This is a genomic window from Corallococcus sp. BB11-1 (assembly GCF_026626625.1).
Classification (GTDB): domain Bacteria; phylum Myxococcota; class Myxococcia; order Myxococcales; family Myxococcaceae; genus Corallococcus; species Corallococcus soli.
Window position 1 is genome coordinate 218,991 of sequence record NZ_JAPNJY010000016.1, and the last position, 15,935, is coordinate 234,925.

The window sequence follows — 15,935 nt, forward strand, 5'->3', positions numbered from 1 at the left end:
GTCCTGGCCCGCAGCCTACCCGAACGGGCGGCAGAGCAGTCTCACCCGTTCCAGGGCGGCCACCACCGGGGGCGCGCCGCCGGACAGCACCGAGAGGTAGCGGGCGGGCGTCAGTCCATAGACGGACAGCAGGTGCTGCAGCAGCACCACGCTCTCCGTCGCGCGCCGGTCCGTGGGCGCCAGCGACGCGGCCTCCCCCACCGCCTCCAGGATGTCCGCCACGCGCGCGGCCAGGTCCGCGCCAGCGGCCTCCGCCCCCGGGGACGGCGCCGGCGCGGCCGGGAAGAGCGCGTCGAAGGAGGCCTCCACCGCCACGCCGGCCTGGGGCACGCGCCCCGCCGCCACCGCCTCCAGGGCGTCCAGGTGCGGGCCCAGCGCCTCCAGCGCCTCCAGCGTGGCGGGGACGTCGCGCGGCAGCAGCGTGCGCCAGGGCGTGTCGAACTCGGTGCGCGCCCAGCGGATCTCCTCGTCGGAGAGCGGGTGGTAGAAGGCGCGGCCCCCGGCGGCGCGCTGTTCGAGCACCAGGGACTTGAGGTCGGCGTTCTCCTCGCCCAGGGAGATGAAGCTCAGCGCGATGTCCAGGGCGCCCATCGGCGCGCGGGTGCGGCGGATGAGGTCCAGGTCCACGCGGTCCTCGCCGTCGGTGATGAGCACCACCGTGGCGCGGGCCAGGTACGGGTCCCTGCCCTGCGCGGCGCGGATGGAGTCGAACGCGGACAGGAGGGCCAGGGAGATGTCCGTCTGCCCCTCGGCGGGCGAGTCGCGGAAGAGCTTCTCAATCTGCCGCGTCGCCTCCGCGGCGGTGTCCACGCGGGCCAGCTCCGTGGGCACGTCGTTGAAGAAGCTGAAGTAGAGCGGATCAAAGGCCTCGTCGCGCCGTGCCTTGACGCGGAGGTTGTTGAGCTCCGCGATGATGAGCGCATCCCGGAAGCGCGCCCGCGCGCCATGCATGGAGCCGGACGCGTCACAGACGTAGACGCGCACGGCGGTGCGCTTCACCTTTCGGGGCTTGGGCGGAGGCGCGTCGTCCAGGTAGGTGCGCACCAGCTGCCGATGCGCGGCCAGGTCCTGGAGGATCCGCCGCGGGTCGGTGATGACGAACTGGTGGATCTCATCCAGGCTCCCCGTCGTGGAGAACGACATCGTCTGCGTCGGATAGGGCACCTGGCGCGGGACCGCTCGCGCGGCGGCGGCGTTCGACTCGACGATCTCCTCGGTGAGCGAATCCTCCACGTCGAAGAAGCGCGCGCACCCGGCCGCCAGGTCGAACGTCGCCAGTTGTTCCGGCTGGAGCGAGAACGCCAGGTCCGCGAGCCTTTCGTCCGGCGCGTCCTCCTCCCGCCCGTCCCCGTCCTCCGCCGCGTCGTCCGCCTCCCCCAGCCACCGGACCAGCGACTGCGCCTCGGCCTCCTCCACCATCCGCGTCAACCGGGGCTCCGGGGGCAGCAGGGGCGTCAGCGCGCCGCGGGCCCTGGACGCCAGCTCCGCGTCCCCGGCCTCCAGGGCGCGCTCGTAGAGGCCCTGCAACGACCGATAGGCGCCCCGGGGGTCCTTGTGGGCCGTCTCCCGCACGCCGCGCACCAGCGCTTCCAGGGAGCGCGTGGGCGGCACCTCGCGCACGCGCTCGCGCGCCTCCGCCACGTCGTTGCGCAACGCCAGGCTCCGCGCGCGATCCGCGTCCGTGCCCAGCCGCAGCAGCAGCTCATGGGCCAGGTCCAGGTCGCGTCGCTTCTGCACCAGGTCGATGACGTTCTCGCGCGCGCGCGTGGCCAGCAGCTCCGCGATGGCCAGCCGGGCGCTCACCGGCGGCCGCTGCCGGTCCGGCTCAGGCGGGCGCTCGAAGATTTCGAAGGGGGCCTCCTCCTCCAGCGGCTCCAGGGGACGTCCGAAGAGGTCCGCCACCTTCACCGCGCGGGCCAGTCGCACGAAGCCCCGGTCCAGCGAGGTGAGCGCGCCCGCCGGAAGCGCACCCGCGCGATGCGCCTTCTCCACGCGGCGCAGCGCCTCCTCGAACTCCTCCAGGGCCTGGGCCGCGCGTCCCGCCAGCCCCTGCGCGAGCACCCCGGCCCGGCCCCGCTGGGCGCCCAGCGCGAGCAGCAACCGCGCGTCCGCGGCGGTGTGGATGCCCACCCGGTCCAGCTCGCGGTCGAGCGCCACGAGCACCGGCAGGGACAGGTCCTCCGGCCCCTTCACCTTGCGCCCGAAGGGCCAGGACCAGGCCGGGGCGCTCCGGCCCGGTGCCGCGGGCTGCCGCAGCCCATCCAGGCGCTGCCTCAGCGGGGTGAGTCGCCGCGCCAGCACGTCTCAGCGCCGCCTTCCGTCCAGGGGCGTCACGCTCACAGCGCGGCCCGCCGCTCCAGCACCTGCCGGCTGAAGCGCCCGAAGTCCTCGTCGATGCCGCGAAGCTGGGTGGTCAGCTTGCGCGCGCTGCCTCCCAGCTCGCCCGGGAGCGCCTCCAGGATGCCCAGGGTGGCCTTGAGCCGCACGAGCTCGCCCTCCTTGAGCGCGAGCAGCGGGAAGCGGCTGCGCACCAGTCGCTCGAAGGTGCGCTCCGCGTCGCCACGCGCGGTCAGGGACTCCGGGGTCGGCAGCGCGGACAGCAACTGCGTCAACCAGCTGCGCAGGTACTTGATGCGGGACTGGAGGAAGGACAGCTCCGCCTCCGCGATCGCCGCGCGCACCGAGTCGGAGAGGAACGCCGCCGCGGAAGGGGGACGCGCCGCCATCAACTGACTGTCCAGCCCCACCAGCGCCGCCAGCTCCCCATCCGGCGCCTGCGTGGACAGCTCGCCCCGGTAGTAGGTGTACGCCTCGCCACTGAGCACCGCCGTGGGCGCGGGCGGGGGACTGGCCACCTCGCGCGACAGCACGCGGGCGTGCTCCCGAAGGCGCGTCTCCATCAGGTCGCGGCACTCGACGAGCACCGGCTCGGCCGTCACGCCCTCGCGCCGCAGGTTCTCCGCCACCGCCTGCACCGCGCGGCCATACTGCTCGATGCGCTCGAACGGGGTCGCGCCCAGCACCTCGCGCGCGTACGCCACGCTCAGCGGCTTGAGCAGCTCCTGCTTCAAGCCCGCCTGCGAGGGGTCCAACGCCGTCAGCGCCTTCTCCAGCTGCGTGAGGCGCCGCGAGTCCGCGGAGAGCGCATCCAGCGGATCCTTGCGCCCCCGGGACGCCCCCGCGGGGAACGCCGCCGACACCCGCCGCCGCAGCGCCGTCACCACCCGGAGGCGCGTGTTGCGGTCGGCCTCGCGCAGCGGCTCGTGCAGGGCGGGCACGGTCTCCGTCAGGAGCACCGCCAGCGAGCCCATCACCCCCAGCTCCTCCTCCAGGTTCTCCGCGAGCCCGACCAGCCACTCCATCTTCACGCCGTCCTCGAAGGCCAGCCCCTCCGCCGCGGACGCGCTCATCTCCAGCGCCTGCTCCAGGAACCGCGCGGACGCCTCGCACAGCGCGGCGTGGCCCGACCGCAGCTCCGGCACGGCCCGGCACAGCTCCAGGACGTCGCGGATGGCGGTGAGCAGCGCCACGCCCCCCCTCCCCTCCCCCTGCCCCGCCATGCCCCGCGCCAGCCGCTGGTCCAGCGCCGCCACCAGCGCTCGCGCCGCGACCAGCAGCGGCGCCCGGTTCTGGCCGTGGCGCGGGCCCGGCACCAGCTTGGCCAGCACGCCGCGCGCGGTGCTGGACACCACGCCCGCCTGCCAGTTGCGACTCAGCGCCTCCGCGGCGTTCACGTCGTCGGTGGCCGCGAGCGTCGTCGCCTCCCGCTCCACGCCCCCGCCCAGCTCCTGGCGCACCTTGCCCAGCACCTCGTCGAAGGTGCGCTGCTCCAACCGGACGATCTCCAGCTGCGCCCGCTCCCGGGGGTCCACCGCCGCCTTGAGCAGCGCGTCCGCCTCCGCCGCGGGCGGGCCTCCGAGCAGGAAGAACCAGCGCAGCGCGTCCAGGTCCTCCACCGTCGCCTCGAGCGACCGGTCCGGGCGGCGGTAGATCTGATCGCGCACCACCGCCGCCTTCAGCGTCCACAGCGCCTTCACCACCGACCGCTGGGAGAAGTACTTCGTGGGCACGTAGTCCGGTAGCTTCGACACCTGCGCCACCAGCGAGCGCTCCAGCGCGTCCGTCAGCATCTCCACGCCTTCGAGCACGTTGCCGGGCACCTTCACCTGCGCCACCGCGTCCTGGAGCAGATCCAACTGCTGCAACGTCAGCGTGGCGCGCAGGTCCGGCCGCGTTCCGTGCACGAAGCGGTGCAGCATCGCGGCGCGGCTCTCCCGCCGGGCGAAGGCCTTGGGCACGAAGCAGATGAAGCTCAGCCGGTCCGCGAACGCCAGCAACAGCTCCGGCGAGCGCGCGAGCACGTCCGTGAGGTAGCGGTTGCTCGTCATCACGACGCACTCGGTGCGGCCGGCCGTCACCTTGCGCCCGTGCTTCAGCTCCCGCTCGTACATCACGTTGAGGATGGAGCGCAGCAGCATGTCCCGGCCGTCGAAGACCTCGTCCAGGAACGCGTGCACCGAGCCCAGCATGCCCTCGTCGGTGAGGTACTCCGTGCGCCCCGTCTCCGTGAGGACCTTGAAGTCCACCGGCCCGATGAGGTCCGTCTGCAGGGTGGATTCAGCGATCTGCTTGGAGAACAGCGAGGGCAGCCCCGACGTCTCGTCGGTGATGCGGCCCAGGACGGCGCTGGCCACCGCACTCTTGGCCGTGCCGGGAGGCCCCACCACCAGCACGTGCTCCCGGCACAGGAGCGCCAGCTCGATCTGCGTGAAGAGCGTCTCGCGCTCCAGATACGTCTCCCGGAGCTCCCCGAAGAAGCGACGAAAGCACTGGGCGGCCTGCAGGTAGGGAGGAGGCGAGGTCACGGAGGGCCCGAGGAGAGCGGAGAAGGACGCATGCTACCCGCCCCCCATCCCCTATTTGAAGTGCACCGCGCAGGCCCCGTCGGGGCAGTTGCGACCCGCGATGCGGAAGCGGTAGCGGGCCACCATCCCATAGACCACGTCCGAGAGCTGGCGCACCCCCGGCACGTAGTACACGTAGAGCAGCCGGCCCAACGGGCGTCGTCCCAGCGCCCGCACGATGGCCTCCGCCCCCTCCAGGACCCGGCCATCCGCCTGGATGAGCTGCATGGCCTTCTCGCACCGCTCGGCGGTGACGCCGGGGAAGGCCTCCAGGACCCCCTCGTCGCGGAACGAGAGCAGCTGCGTGCCCTGGTTGCCCACCAGCTTCCGCATCTCCCTGGCGGCCCCACTGCAGACACGGCAGTGGCTGTCGTAGAGGACCACGTCATGTCCCGGCGGCGTTGTCTGGAGCGTCGTCACGCGTCACCTCCCCACGGGCTTCCCTGTCTTCTATGTCAACGGACTTTGAGCATGTCATGCAGCTGGCCATGCACGCTGCGCCAGATGTCGTGCTGTCGTTCAATGGGATCCATCAGCGCGAGCCCCACCGACGTCGCCGGGGAGCTGCCCTGGAAGGCCGAGTACTGTCGGATGCGCGTCCCTCCGGTGCCGTCGTCATCGAAGATGAAGCGGTTGGTGCCACGCAGCGGGTGGCCGTCCAGCGTCGTGATGTGGACGGCGCGCTGCTCCGCGTCGAGCTTCACGGTGATGGGCGCCCACACCGGCGGCGGCCCCTGCTCCTCCAGGAACAGCCGGGCGCCATCCGTCAGCGCGCTGGCCGCCGGCCGCAGGAAGATGCCCGCCGCGCCGAAGAGCAGCTCGGGGTGGCCCACGAAAGCGGCGTAGGCGTCCTTCGCGGACACGCCCGGGATGGTGCTGGTGTAGTCCGTCAGCGACGTGGGCGCGCCCGCGATGGGAGGACTCGGCTCCAGTTGCCCCAGGTGCTTGCGCGCGTAGGCGTCCATCGCGGTGCCCACGTCCAGCGTCACGCTCACCGCCGCAGCCTGGGTCTGCTCCAGGAGCAGCGCGCCCTGCTTCACCTGCTCCTTCAGGGACCCCGTGGGTCGGGGCGGAAACGCGCCCCCCACGCCGAAGTCGAAGCCGTTGTCCTCCCGCGCCCGGGAAGCCACCGGGGAGGCCCGCGCGGAGGTCGCGGCGGGCACGCCCCCACCCCGGAACACCTCCACGGAGTTGGACGGGGCCGACGTCACCGGCCGGCCAGCGGGCTCCGCGCGCGACGGGGCGGGGCCGGACAGGACTTCGGGAGCGGGGGCTTGGGGCAGGACGCCGGACAGCAGGGACTCGATACGGGACATGGCGGGACACCTTCCGGGGGGCAGCGAGGAACCCGCCTGCTCCTTGCAGCACCACCGCCAGCCCGGACCGCGTGAAATCGCGGGGTTGTCCTCCCCCTTCATCCTGCGCCCGGCACTCCCATCCACGGCGTGGGAAGCGACCCGGGCAAAGAAGAAGGGCCGGCGCCCCTCGTCGGAGCACCGGCCCTGGAGCTTCAGCCCCCGCCGCATTGGGGCGGGGGCCTCATGGCCTTACGACTGGCGGAACTCGGCGTCCACCACGTCGTCCTTGGCGGACGGCTGGGCGCTGGAGCCCGGCGCCGCGGACGGCTCGCCACCCGGAGGAGGCGTGGCACCCGGCGCGCCTCCGGTGGCGCGGTACATCTCCTCCGCCGCCTTGAAGCTGGCCTGCTGGAGCTTGTCCAGGGCCGCCTTGATGGCGTCCTTGTCCTGGCCCTCGCGGACGGAGTTCAGCTCCGCGACACCGTCCTCGATGGCCTTCGCCACCTCGGGGGTGAGCTTGTCCTTGTTCTCCTTGACCATCTTCTCCGCGGCGTAGGACTGGCTCTCCGCCTGGTTCTTCACCTCGATGAGCTCGCGGCGCGCCTTGTCCGCGGACTCATTGGCGCGAGCGTCGGTGACCATCTTCTCCACTTCGTCCTTCGACAGACCGGACGAGTGGCTGATGGTGACCTTCGTCTCCTTGCCCGTCGCCTTGTCCTTGGCGTTGACGTTGAGGATGCCGTTCGCGTCGATGTCGAACGTCACCTCAATCTGCGGCACGCCGCGCGGCGCCGGGGGCATGCCCGTCAGGTGGAAGCGGCCGAGGCTGCGGTTGTCGCCCGCCATCTCGCGCTCACCCTGCAGCACGTGGATCTCCACCTGCGTCTGACCGTCCGCCGCCGTGGAGAAGGTCTCCGACTTGCGCGTGGGGATGGTCGTGTTGCGCTCGATGAGCTTCGTCATCACGCCGCCCAGCGTCTCCACGCCCAGCGACAGCGGCGTCACGTCCAGCAGGAGGATGTCCTTCACCTCGCCGGAGAGCACGCCGGCCTGCACCGCGGCGCCCACCGCCACGACCTCGTCCGGGTTCACGGTGCGGTTGGGCTCCTTGCCGAACAGCCGCTTCACCGCCTCCTGCACCATCGGGATGCGCGTGGTGCCGCCCACGAGCACGACCTCGTTGAGGTCCTTCGGATCCAGCCCCGCGTCCTTCAGGCACTTGCGGCACGGCTCCAGCGAGCGCTCCACGAGGGGGCCGATCATCTGCTCGAACTTGGCGCGCGTGAGCTTCACGTTCAGGTGCTTGGGACCCGAAGCGTCCGCCGTGAGGAACGGCAGGTTGATGTCCGTCTGCATCGCGCTGGACAGTTCGATCTTGGCCTTCTCCGCCGCCTCCTTCAGGCGCTGGATGACCATCTTGTCCTTGCTGACGTCCAGCCCGGTGTCCTTCTTGAACTCGCTGATCAGCCAGTTCATGAGCTCCAGGTCGATGTTGTCACCGCCCAGGTGCGTGTCACCGTTGGTGGCCAGCACGTCCACGACGCTCTCGCCCACTTCCAGGATGGACACGTCGAAGGTGCCGCCGCCGAAGTCGTAGACGGCGATCTTCTCATCCTTCTTCTTGTCCATGCCGTACGCGAGCGCGGCCGCGGTGGGCTCGTTCACGATGCGGCGCACCGTGAGGCCGGCGATCTCACCGGCGTCCTTGGTGGCCTGGCGCTGGGCGTCGTTGAAGTACGCCGGAACGGTGATGACCGCCTCCGTCACCTTCTCACCCAGGTAGTTCTCCGCGGCGCGCTTGAGCTTCAGCAGCACCTGCGCGCTGATCTCCGGCGCGCTGAACTGCTTGCCGCTGATGTCCACGCGCGCGTCGCCGTTGGTGCCCCGGGCCACCTTGTAGGGGACGAGCTTCGACTCCTCGGAGATCTCCTCGAACCGGCGGCCCATGAAGCGCTTCACCGAGTAGACGGTGTGCTCCGGGTTGGTGATGGCCTGACGCTTCGCCACCTGACCGACCAGGCGCTCCCCATCCTTCGTGAACGCGACCACGGACGGCGTGGTGGGTGCACCCTCTTCGTTGACGATGACCTTGGGCTCGCGACCCTCCATGATCGCCACCACGCTGTTCGTGGTGCCCAGGTCGATTCCGATAATCTTGCCCACGGTTCCCATCCTCTGGAAATAACTGCGTTTTTCCTGCGAAGTCCTGATGTACGCCCAACGTAACCACCCCCCCTGGTGTGTCAAACGACAGGGTGGGTTTCCGCTGGGCGCTCGGGGCCCTGGCCCAAAGGTGATGACGCCCCCTGCGTAGCGCAGTGCGCAGCGCCACGCCGGGCCGCGTCACCTGCCTGCCACTCGGGCGCCACGGGTGCGTAACGCGCTCTACACCGCCGTCACCCCGCGGTAGCAACCGAGCGGTCACACCGACGACCAGCAAACCATGCAACCCCTTGAAACTTCTGCGACTCCCGCGCCTGACACCTTGCGTTAACGGTTGGCGAGAAAAGTGCACAGTCCAAACCGCGTCATCACTGTCATACCTGCCCCCCGCCCCCTGGAGTCGTCCATGCTGGTCCAGCCCCTTCGTTCCACGGACTTCCGCCGCGCCCCGTCGGCGCTTCCGTCCGCCGAGCCGAAGGTCGCGGTCATGCTGAACGCGAACGCCCGCAAGGTGGACGCCCGGGTGGTCAAGCTGCTGTCGCACGTGGTGCCGGAGGAGGACCTCTTCCTGTCGCGCTCGCCGCTGGACGCGCGCCGCATCGCGCAGACGGTGCTGGAGCGGGGCTACCCCACGGTGTTCACCGGCGGCGGCGACGGCACCTTCATGGGCTTCGTCAATGAAGTGCTGCAGCAGGTGGGCCCGCGCGGGAAGTTCGCCGGGCAGGCCGCGCCGCGCTTCGGCATCCTCAAGCTGGGCACGGGCAACGGCATCGCGGCGTTCGTCAACGCCTCCAGCACCCGGGGCGACGGCATCCTCAACGACGTGGTGCGGGCCCGCGCGGCGGAGTTCCCCAGCGTGCGCGCCATGGACCTGGTGCAGGTGGACGGCCAGCGCGCGCCCTTCGCGGGGCTGGGCGTGGATGGCAAGGTGCTCAACGACTACATCGCCGTGAAGGAGACCCTGGGCAAGGGCATGTTCAAGCGCGTCATGTCCGGCGGCGGCGGCTACTTCTCCGCGGTGGCCTTCAAGACGGTGCCGCACTACCTCACCAGCTCCGTGCTGGTGGAGTGCGAGGTCGTCAACGGCGCGGCGGAGGCGTACCGGCTGGGCGCGGAGGGCCACGAGGTGGGCGGCCCCATCGCTCCGGGCGCGGTGCTCTTCCGGGGCAAGCTGATGATGGCCGCCGCGGGCACCATGCCCTTCTACGGCTACGGCTTCCGCATGTTCCCGTACGCGAATGACCGCCGGGGCTACCTCCAGCTGCGCCTGGGGCAGGTGTCGCCCACGCAGGTGCTGGCCAACCTGCCCCGCCTCTGGAACGGCCGCTGGGCCCCGGAAGGCCTGCACGACTTCCACGCGAAGGACGTCACCATCCGCTTCGCGCGCCCCATGCCCTTCCAGGTGGGCGGCGACGCGGCCGGCTACCGCGAGCAGGTCACGCTGTCGGTGGCCCCTGAGTCCATCGAGCTGCTCGACTTCAACGGCATCCAGTAGCGCCGGAAAGGGGGCCCTTCACGGGGGCCCCGGCCGGGAGCCGACAGCCGGCTCCCCCAACGGACACCCCAGGTCAGCCCCGGTCGCGTGACGCGGGGGGCTTCTCGCCCGGCTCCTTGCGCCGCCCCACCGCGAACGCATAGCTGACGCCCGGCTTGTGGTTGTGCTCCTGGTGCAGGGCCAGCTCCTCGCGGAAGGCGGCGCTCTCCGGGGAGGCGGCCTGCGGCAGGTGCGCTTCCATGTCCCGGTAGAGCGCGTCCAGCTCCGTGTCGTGCAGCGACTCCACGGACTCCGGCTCGTAGCCCGCGCCCTCCAGGGCCTGGAGCAGCTCGCGCGGCAGGAGCAGCGGCGCGCCCAGGCGCTTCTCCCAGAAGTCGAGCACCGGCTTGGGCGTGAAGCGGCCCACGCGCGCCGGGAAGGTGAAGCCCACGCGGCCCCGCTTGCCCAGCAGCTGGCGGAACACGCGCAGCGACACGTCCAGCGGGTACTGCACGCGCCCCGGCACGAGGATGCCGTGGAAGGGCCCGTCCAGCATGCCCAGGGCGTCCGGGGCCACGCGGCGCACCTCGATGCGATCCGACAGGCCCTGGGAGCGCACGCGCTCGCGCACGGGGGACACCAGGGCTTCGTCGGTGTCCACGGCCACCACGGAGCAGCGCAGCTCCTGGGCCAGCAGCACGGCGGCGCTGCCCTCCGGCCCGCAGCCAAGCACCAGCACGCGGGCGCCGGGGTCCAGCTGGGCCACCTTGGCGAAGCGGCGCGTGGCGTCGTCGGAGCCGAACGCGCGCTGCGCACCCGGCGGGTGGTACAGCGGGAATGGCTCGGCGGGACTCATGCCACCCTCATATACGCAGCCCGGCCGGACTTCCAGCCACCGGAAGCCCCCTTCCCCACCCTGGGATGGAGCCCACGCGACGCCTGCCTCACAGGTAGTAGACGATGCGCGGATCCTCGTGCAGCGCCTCATAGATGGCGCGGCGCTGCTCCTCCGACAGCAGGAACACCGCCACGCTCAGGGAGATGTAGTTCCCCTTGCTGCTGGGCTGCTGCCGGATGGAGTCCGGGGACACCTCCGTCCCCATCTTCCGCTTGAAGAGCTGGCGCACGTGTTCGGCGAAGCTGAGCGTCCCTTCGTCCGTCACCTTGCCCATCACCTTGAACTCGTAGGTGGTGGGGTACTCGATGAGGGGCTTCTTCTCCTCATCGGGGGCCGCGGGCTTGTCGGAGCCGTCCTGGGTCATGACATCTCTCGGGCTTGAGGACTTCGGGTGCGTCACAGCAGGTTGGCCGACAGCTCGGCCAGCATGCTGCGCTCGCCCTTGGCCATGGTGATGTGGCCGGCGATCTTCTCGTTCTTGAAGCGGTTGACCACGTGCACGAGCCCGTTGTTGGTCGAATCCACGTACGGGTTGTCGATCTGGAACGGGTCGCCGGTGAGGATGATCTTCGTGTTGTCGCCCACGCGGGTGAGGATGGTCTTCACCTCGTGGGGGGTGAGGTTCTGCGCCTCGTCCACGATGATGAACTGGTTGGGGATGCTGCGTCCACGGATGTACGTGAGCGGTTCAATCTCCATCAGCCCCAGGTCCATCAGCTCGTGGTGGCCGCGCCCGGCCTTCTTGTCCGCGCGGCTCAGGTTCATGAGGAACTCCACGTTGTCGAAGATGGGCTGCATCCAGGGGTTGAGCTTCTCCTCGACGCTGCCCGGCAGGTAGCCGATGTCCCGGCCCAGGGGGAAGATGGGCCGGCTGACCAGCAGCTTGTGGTACAGCCCCTCCTCCGTCACCTTCTGCAGGCCCGCGGCGATGGCGAGCAGCGTCTTGCCGGTGCCCGCCTTGCCCACGATGGTCACGAGCTTGATCTCATCGTTGAGCAGCAGGTCCAGGCAGAACGCCTGCTCCATGTTGCGCGGACGGATGCCCCAGGTGCCTTCCTTGCTATGGCGCGCGAGCGGCACGAGCCGCGCCTTGGCCGCGTTGAAGCGGGCCATGGCCGTATGGGACGGGTTCAGCTCGTCCTTGACCAGCACCAGCTGGTTGGGGAAGAGCCGGTCCTGGGCCGGCACCTCCACCTCGCCGCCGGGCTTGTAGAGCTGATCCACCAGGTCCTGGGGCACGAGCAGTTCGGTGAAGCCCGTGTAGAGGTCGGTGATCTCCACGCGCTCGGTGTCGAAGTCCTGGGCGGACAGGCCCAGGGCGTCGGCGCGGATGCGCAGGTTGGTGTCCTTGGTGATGAAGACGGCCTGGGTCTCCGGCTCCTTCTCCATCAGGTCCAGGGCCACCGCGAGGATGCGGTTGTCCACCAGGTTGCTGTCCACCATGGACGACGGCAGCGCGCGGTCGGTGAAGCTCACGCGCAGCATCCCGCCGTGCGGCAGCGGGACACCCTCCTTCATGGAGCCTTCAGCGCGGAATGAATCCAGGTAACGCGCCACCAGTCGCGCGTTGCGTCCCAGCTCGGAGAGATCGCGCTTGAAGTTGTCGATCTCCTCGATGACGTAGATGGGGATGATGACGTTGTTGTCCTTGAACCCGTAGATGCTGCGGGGGTCATGGAGGAGGACGTTCGTGTCGAGGATGAAGTTCTTTCGCATCGAGGGCTTCGCGACCTGACCTGGTTCGGGTGCGATTGCGGACGGCGAGCGACGGACGAGGATGACAACCCCGTCCAATATAGGCACCGAACGAAGGGGCACCACCGTCATTCCCGCCTGGGAAGACGAAGGGACGTCCAAAAAAGCACGGCCACCGTCCTCACCGGGCCCGGGCGACGCGGTCCAGGGGCGGCCCTCAGGGGCCCGCGCTGGACCGCAGGGGCATTGACGCCAGGGGCCCCGTCACCAGGGAGGACTCGGGCGACAGCGGATCATACCCGAGCAGCTCCACCACCCTTTCGGGCGGAGGGCCCGGGGGCATCCGGGCCCAGGGGAAGCGCGCCTGCAGGGCCTCCTCGTCGAGCGTCAGGGCCTGCTTCGCGTGGAAGCGCTGCGCCTCGTGCCAGCCCCGGGTGTCCAGGCGCCGCGACAGCCGCCGTGACAGGGGGCTGATCATCGGCGTGGGGGGTGAACAGGGCGGGCTGCCCCTGGGCGTCCCGCATGCAGTCCAGCTCCACGGCCCAGGCCAGCAGCCAGCGCGGGAAGCCCCGGCCCGCGCGGCGAAGGGCGCTGAAGCGTCCCTGGGCGGCGCCGTCCACGAAGGTGTAGCGCGGGTCGTAGACGCAGGCCGCCGCGAACGTCGCGGGCATCAGCGCCACGGCCTCCGCGCCGATGCGGCGGGCCATCAGGTGCAGCAGCTCCAGGATGTCGCGCGACAGCGAGAGGCCGGGGTGGAGCTGCCCGGGCAGCGGCGGACGGTTCCAGTCGAAGGGGCGTCCGGGGTGCTGCAACAGGAGGCTGTCCACGTAGAGCAGCGGGGCCTCCGCGGCCGCGTGGGTGAAGCCCACCTCCGCGCCCGTGGCCCGGCGCAGGGACAGGTCCCCGACGGGCGCGTGGTAGCGGCGGCTCCAGAAGGTGAGGCGCGGCTGGAAGGGATCCTGGCAGGACAGGCGCAAGTCGAAGGGGCCCACCCGCTCCTCCAGGCGCTGGGTGAAGCCGTAGGCGGTCAGGGCCCGCTCCAGGCCCTCGCGGCTGTAGGTGCCGAACGCCAGGCCCACGCGGTCGTCCACGGACTCCAGGCCCAGGTCGTCCAGGGACAGGGACTCGCCCTCGGAGGCGGACAGCTCCAGGCCGCTCAGGCGCGAGTAGGTGCGGCGCAACCGGGGACTGATCTGCGGCGTCCGGGGCATGGGGGCGTCCTAGTCGTAGCGAATGTCCACCAGGGTGAGCTCAATCTCCCCCCGGGGGCGCCGCACCTCCACGGTGTCCCCCGGGGACTTGCGCAGGAGTGCGCGGCCCATGGGGGACTCGACGCTGATGCGGCCTCCGGTGGCGTCGATCTCATCCGAGCCGACAATCTGGTACGTGGACCGCGCGCCGGCCTCGTCCTCCAGGGTCACTGTGGCCCCGAAGTAGACTTTCGTGCGGTCCCCCTGCTCCGAAGGGGTGACGATGGTGGCGGTATCCAGACGTTTCGAGAGGAAGCGGATGCGCCGGTCGATCTCCCGCAGGCGCTTCTTGCCGTAGATGTATTCGGCGTTTTCTGAACGGTCGCCCTGGGCGGCGGCGGCGGAGACCTCGGCGGTGACCTTGGGGCGCGCCTCGTTGAGCAGTTGGAGCAGCTCCTTGTGCATGCGCTCGGCCCCTGCCCGGGTGAGGTAGCGGCGGAACGGTGCCTGCTCCCCCTCCTCTTCGTCCTCGGGGGCATCGGGGGGTTCGGGAACTTCCTGGGCCATGCTCCTGTGTATAGCCCTGGACGCTGACAGGCAGCGGAAGCAGGCCGGGCGGATGTTCACCCGGGGTCGGGATGAGGGCGTCAGGTCGCGGGGACTGCGATCGTTAGTGGAAGTCCCGGGGCGCTGCTGGTAGGAAGCGCCTCGCGGAAGTGGTTCAGCGCGAGCGGCGAAAAAAAGAATAGCGAGTCGCTAGCTCAGCTGGTAGAGCACCGGCCTTTTAAGCCGAGGGTCGGGGGTTCGAGCCCCCCGCGACTCAAGAAGTGTAGACGTCCCCGTCGTCTAGAGGCCCAGGACACTGGCCTTTCAAGCCGGCGACACGGGTTCGAATCCCGTCGGGGACACAGCAAGCCGAGGCCGGAAGCCGCTGAGCACCAGCGGTTTTCGGCCTCGGTGCCTTTCTGGCCCTGACGCGTCTCCAGGATGTCTCCAAGCCGGAAACGCATCCCGCCCCTCCTCCAGCATCTGGATGGCGCGGTGCTTCTGCCCCTTCCCCAAGTGCATGTACCGCAGGGGGGGACGAAGGCTGCGGTGGGCCCGCGAGTTCCTTGATGGAGAGCGGCGGGACGCCTCGCATGGCGAGGTGGCTACAGAAAGCGTGGCGAAGGATGTAGAGCGCCCCGTCACCTTGAGCCGGCCCGCTTCTGCGCGGACATCCAGCTCCGGACCGTCTACTGGGACACCAGCGACCCATCCACGCGGTAAAATACCCGCTCACCTCGGAGGTGACGGGCGCGCACGAGCGCCGACGCCAGGGCGCGTGTCAGCGGCACCTCACGGGGCCGCCCGCCCTTGGGAAGCTCGACGTGTCCCTTCCAGTCCGAGCGTTGCACCTTGAGTAACCCGCGCCTGAGGTCCACGTCGCTCCACTCCAGCGCGATCATCTCCCCATGCGCAGGCCCGCGTCACCGCCGAGCAGCTGCGCCGGGCCGAGCTTCTCGGCGGCCTGCACCAGTCCCTCGTACTCCTCCACCTCGTAAAAATCGACGGTGCTCTCCGCCGCCTTGAGGTGCTCGACTTCCACCGGCATCCGGTCGATGACCGTCCACTTCACCGCGACCTTTTGACAGACCGTACCAAGACTCGTAAGTTACGTACATACGTACGGAATGACCGGCGTATTTACGGAGATACTTATGATCGCTAAAAGTGAGCGCTTCGAGCTGCGGCTCGACGCAGAAACCCTGGAACGCATCGATAAGTGGCGCAACGAGCGGCCGGAATCAATGTCCCGCTCGGAAGCTGTGCGCCAACTCGTCGAGGCTGGGCTTGGTCGACCCGAGGACGACAAGCGGCTCTTTCAACTCGCCCGCTTCAACGTGCTCGTCGCGGCGAAGACCGCAGATCCTGAAGTGAAGCTGTTCCCCGATAGTTACATCTACGCTTGGGACGAGTGCGTCTATCCCCTCTTCAATGAGTCGGCCCACCTTCACGAACCCTTCGCCGAGCAGTTCAAGGTGCCTAAAGCTATGGTCGAGGAACTCTCAACGTACCTTGATGACCGCTGGCTGGCGGAGGACGTACCAAGCTTCTACCAGCTCGAAAGCCACTACGATGTGCGCTCGGGGTATTCGGCGTGGGGTCGGTTCAAGCTGATCGCGACGTGCCGGTACATGTTCCTGCACAAGCTCTTCGATAAAGCATTCTGGGATGCGCTCCTGAGGGGAAGCGACCATCCCTCGGAAGCCAAGGGGATCACCCGCAAGTTCGATGCGGCGAAGGACGTCTATTTCGGCTGATGCTGCGGTT

The 15,935-nt window shown here is 69.8% G+C and carries 13 protein-coding genes and 2 tRNA genes; 4 read left to right on the forward strand and 11 right to left on the reverse strand.

The annotated features are described in order from the left end of the window. Positions 1 to 15: 15 nt before the first annotated feature. The 5 genes from OV207_RS14240 to dnaK all read right to left on the reverse strand — a co-directional run bounded on the left by OV207_RS14240 (position 16) and on the right by dnaK (position 8,365). Positions 16 to 2,301 carry a vWA domain-containing protein gene (locus tag OV207_RS14240; RefSeq protein WP_267555811.1) on the reverse strand — a complete coding sequence of 762 codons (2,286 nt, stop codon included), beginning with the start codon at positions 2,299 to 2,301 and terminating at the stop codon, positions 16 to 18. 35 nt (positions 2,302 to 2,336) lie between these two features. Further along, the gene (locus OV207_RS14245; protein WP_267555812.1) at positions 2,337 to 4,865 is read right to left on the reverse strand and encodes an AAA family ATPase; all 2,529 of its coding nucleotides are present in this window, start codon (positions 4,863 to 4,865) and stop codon (positions 2,337 to 2,339) included. 51 nt (positions 4,866 to 4,916) lie between these two features. After that, a complete protein-coding gene (locus tag OV207_RS14250; protein WP_193430719.1) occupies positions 4,917 to 5,324 on the reverse strand; it encodes a thiol-disulfide oxidoreductase DCC family protein in 408 nt (135 codons plus the stop codon). Positions 5,325 to 5,359: 35 nt separating this feature from the next. Next, on the reverse strand, positions 5,360 to 6,220 hold the full coding sequence (locus tag OV207_RS14255) for a hypothetical protein (protein ID WP_267555813.1): 861 nt from the start codon (positions 6,218 to 6,220) through the stop codon (positions 5,360 to 5,362). Positions 6,221 to 6,451: 231 nt separating this feature from the next. After that, the gene (dnaK, locus tag OV207_RS14260) at positions 6,452 to 8,365 is read right to left on the reverse strand and encodes a molecular chaperone DnaK (protein WP_193430721.1); all 1,914 of its coding nucleotides are present in this window, start codon (positions 8,363 to 8,365) and stop codon (positions 6,452 to 6,454) included. A gap of 406 nt (positions 8,366 to 8,771) precedes the next feature. Here dnaK and OV207_RS14265 point away from each other — a divergent pair, with 406 nt between their 5' ends. Continuing rightward, entirely contained in the window at positions 8,772 to 9,860 is a 1,089-nt protein-coding gene (locus tag OV207_RS14265) for a diacylglycerol/lipid kinase family protein (RefSeq protein WP_193430722.1), read from the forward strand. A 73-nt stretch (positions 9,861 to 9,933) separates the two neighbouring features. Here the strand turns inward: OV207_RS14265 and OV207_RS14270 are convergent, their stop codons facing one another. From OV207_RS14270 to greB, 5 genes are all read right to left on the reverse strand, one after another. Then, the gene (locus OV207_RS14270) at positions 9,934 to 10,695 is read right to left on the reverse strand and encodes an SAM-dependent methyltransferase (RefSeq protein WP_193430723.1); all 762 of its coding nucleotides are present in this window, start codon (positions 10,693 to 10,695) and stop codon (positions 9,934 to 9,936) included. Positions 10,696 to 10,783: 88 nt separating this feature from the next. Next, the gene (locus OV207_RS14275; protein WP_193430724.1) at positions 10,784 to 11,101 is read right to left on the reverse strand and encodes a YbeD family protein; all 318 of its coding nucleotides are present in this window, start codon (positions 11,099 to 11,101) and stop codon (positions 10,784 to 10,786) included. A 32-nt stretch (positions 11,102 to 11,133) separates the two neighbouring features. After that, positions 11,134 to 12,453 (reverse strand): PhoH family protein, encoded by a 1,320-nt coding sequence (locus OV207_RS14280; protein WP_193430725.1) that lies wholly within the window; start codon positions 12,451 to 12,453, stop codon positions 11,134 to 11,136. Between the two features lie 272 nt (positions 12,454 to 12,725). Next, positions 12,726 to 13,643 (reverse strand): deacetylase, encoded by a 918-nt coding sequence (locus OV207_RS14285; RefSeq protein WP_267555814.1) that lies wholly within the window; start codon positions 13,641 to 13,643, stop codon positions 12,726 to 12,728. 9 nt (positions 13,644 to 13,652) lie between these two features. Then, positions 13,653 to 14,189 (reverse strand): transcription elongation factor GreB, encoded by a 537-nt coding sequence (greB, locus tag OV207_RS14290; RefSeq protein WP_193430726.1) that lies wholly within the window; start codon positions 14,187 to 14,189, stop codon positions 13,653 to 13,655. 183 nt (positions 14,190 to 14,372) lie between these two features. Here greB and OV207_RS14295 point away from each other — a divergent pair. Both OV207_RS14295 and OV207_RS14300 read left to right on the forward strand, forming a co-directional pair. Further along, positions 14,373 to 14,445: transfer RNA gene (locus tag OV207_RS14295), tRNA-Lys, on the forward strand. 12 nt (positions 14,446 to 14,457) lie between these two features. Continuing rightward, positions 14,458 to 14,530, forward strand: a tRNA-Glu gene (locus tag OV207_RS14300). Positions 14,531 to 15,066: 536 nt separating this feature from the next. Here OV207_RS14300 and OV207_RS14305 read toward each other — a convergent pair. Next, positions 15,067 to 15,240 (reverse strand): hypothetical protein, encoded by a 174-nt coding sequence (locus tag OV207_RS14305; RefSeq protein ID WP_267555815.1) that lies wholly within the window; start codon positions 15,238 to 15,240, stop codon positions 15,067 to 15,069. An 82-nt stretch (positions 15,241 to 15,322) separates the two neighbouring features. Between OV207_RS14305 and OV207_RS14310 the strand changes: the two genes are divergently transcribed. Next, complete coding sequence (locus OV207_RS14310; protein ID WP_267555816.1) at positions 15,323 to 15,925, forward strand: CopG family transcriptional regulator; 603 nt, start codon at positions 15,323 to 15,325, stop codon at positions 15,923 to 15,925. Positions 15,926 to 15,935: the final 10 nt, after the last annotated feature.

Bases quoted from the DNA above. Each gene is read 5' to 3' on its own strand.
- OV207_RS14270 (WP_193430723.1), bottom strand. From the start codon at position 10,695: ATGAGTCCCGCCGAGCCATTCCCGCTGTACCACCCGCCGGGTGCGCAG.
- greB (WP_193430726.1), bottom strand. From the start codon at position 14,189: ATGGCCCAGGAAGTTCCCGAACCCCCCGATGCCCCCGAGGACGAAGAG.
- OV207_RS14280 (WP_193430725.1), bottom strand. From the start codon at position 12,453: ATGCGAAAGAACTTCATCCTCGACACGAACGTCCTCCTCCATGACCCC.
- OV207_RS14255 (WP_267555813.1), bottom strand. From the start codon at position 6,220: ATGTCCCGTATCGAGTCCCTGCTGTCCGGCGTCCTGCCCCAAGCCCCC.
- OV207_RS14265 (WP_193430722.1), top strand. From the start codon at position 8,772: ATGCTGGTCCAGCCCCTTCGTTCCACGGACTTCCGCCGCGCCCCGTCG.
- OV207_RS14275 (WP_193430724.1), bottom strand. From the start codon at position 11,101: ATGACCCAGGACGGCTCCGACAAGCCCGCGGCCCCCGATGAGGAGAAG.
- OV207_RS14285 (WP_267555814.1), bottom strand. From the start codon at position 13,643: ATGCCCCGGACGCCGCAGATCAGTCCCCGGTTGCGCCGCACCTACTCG.
- OV207_RS14310 (WP_267555816.1), top strand. From the start codon at position 15,323: ATGATCGCTAAAAGTGAGCGCTTCGAGCTGCGGCTCGACGCAGAAACC.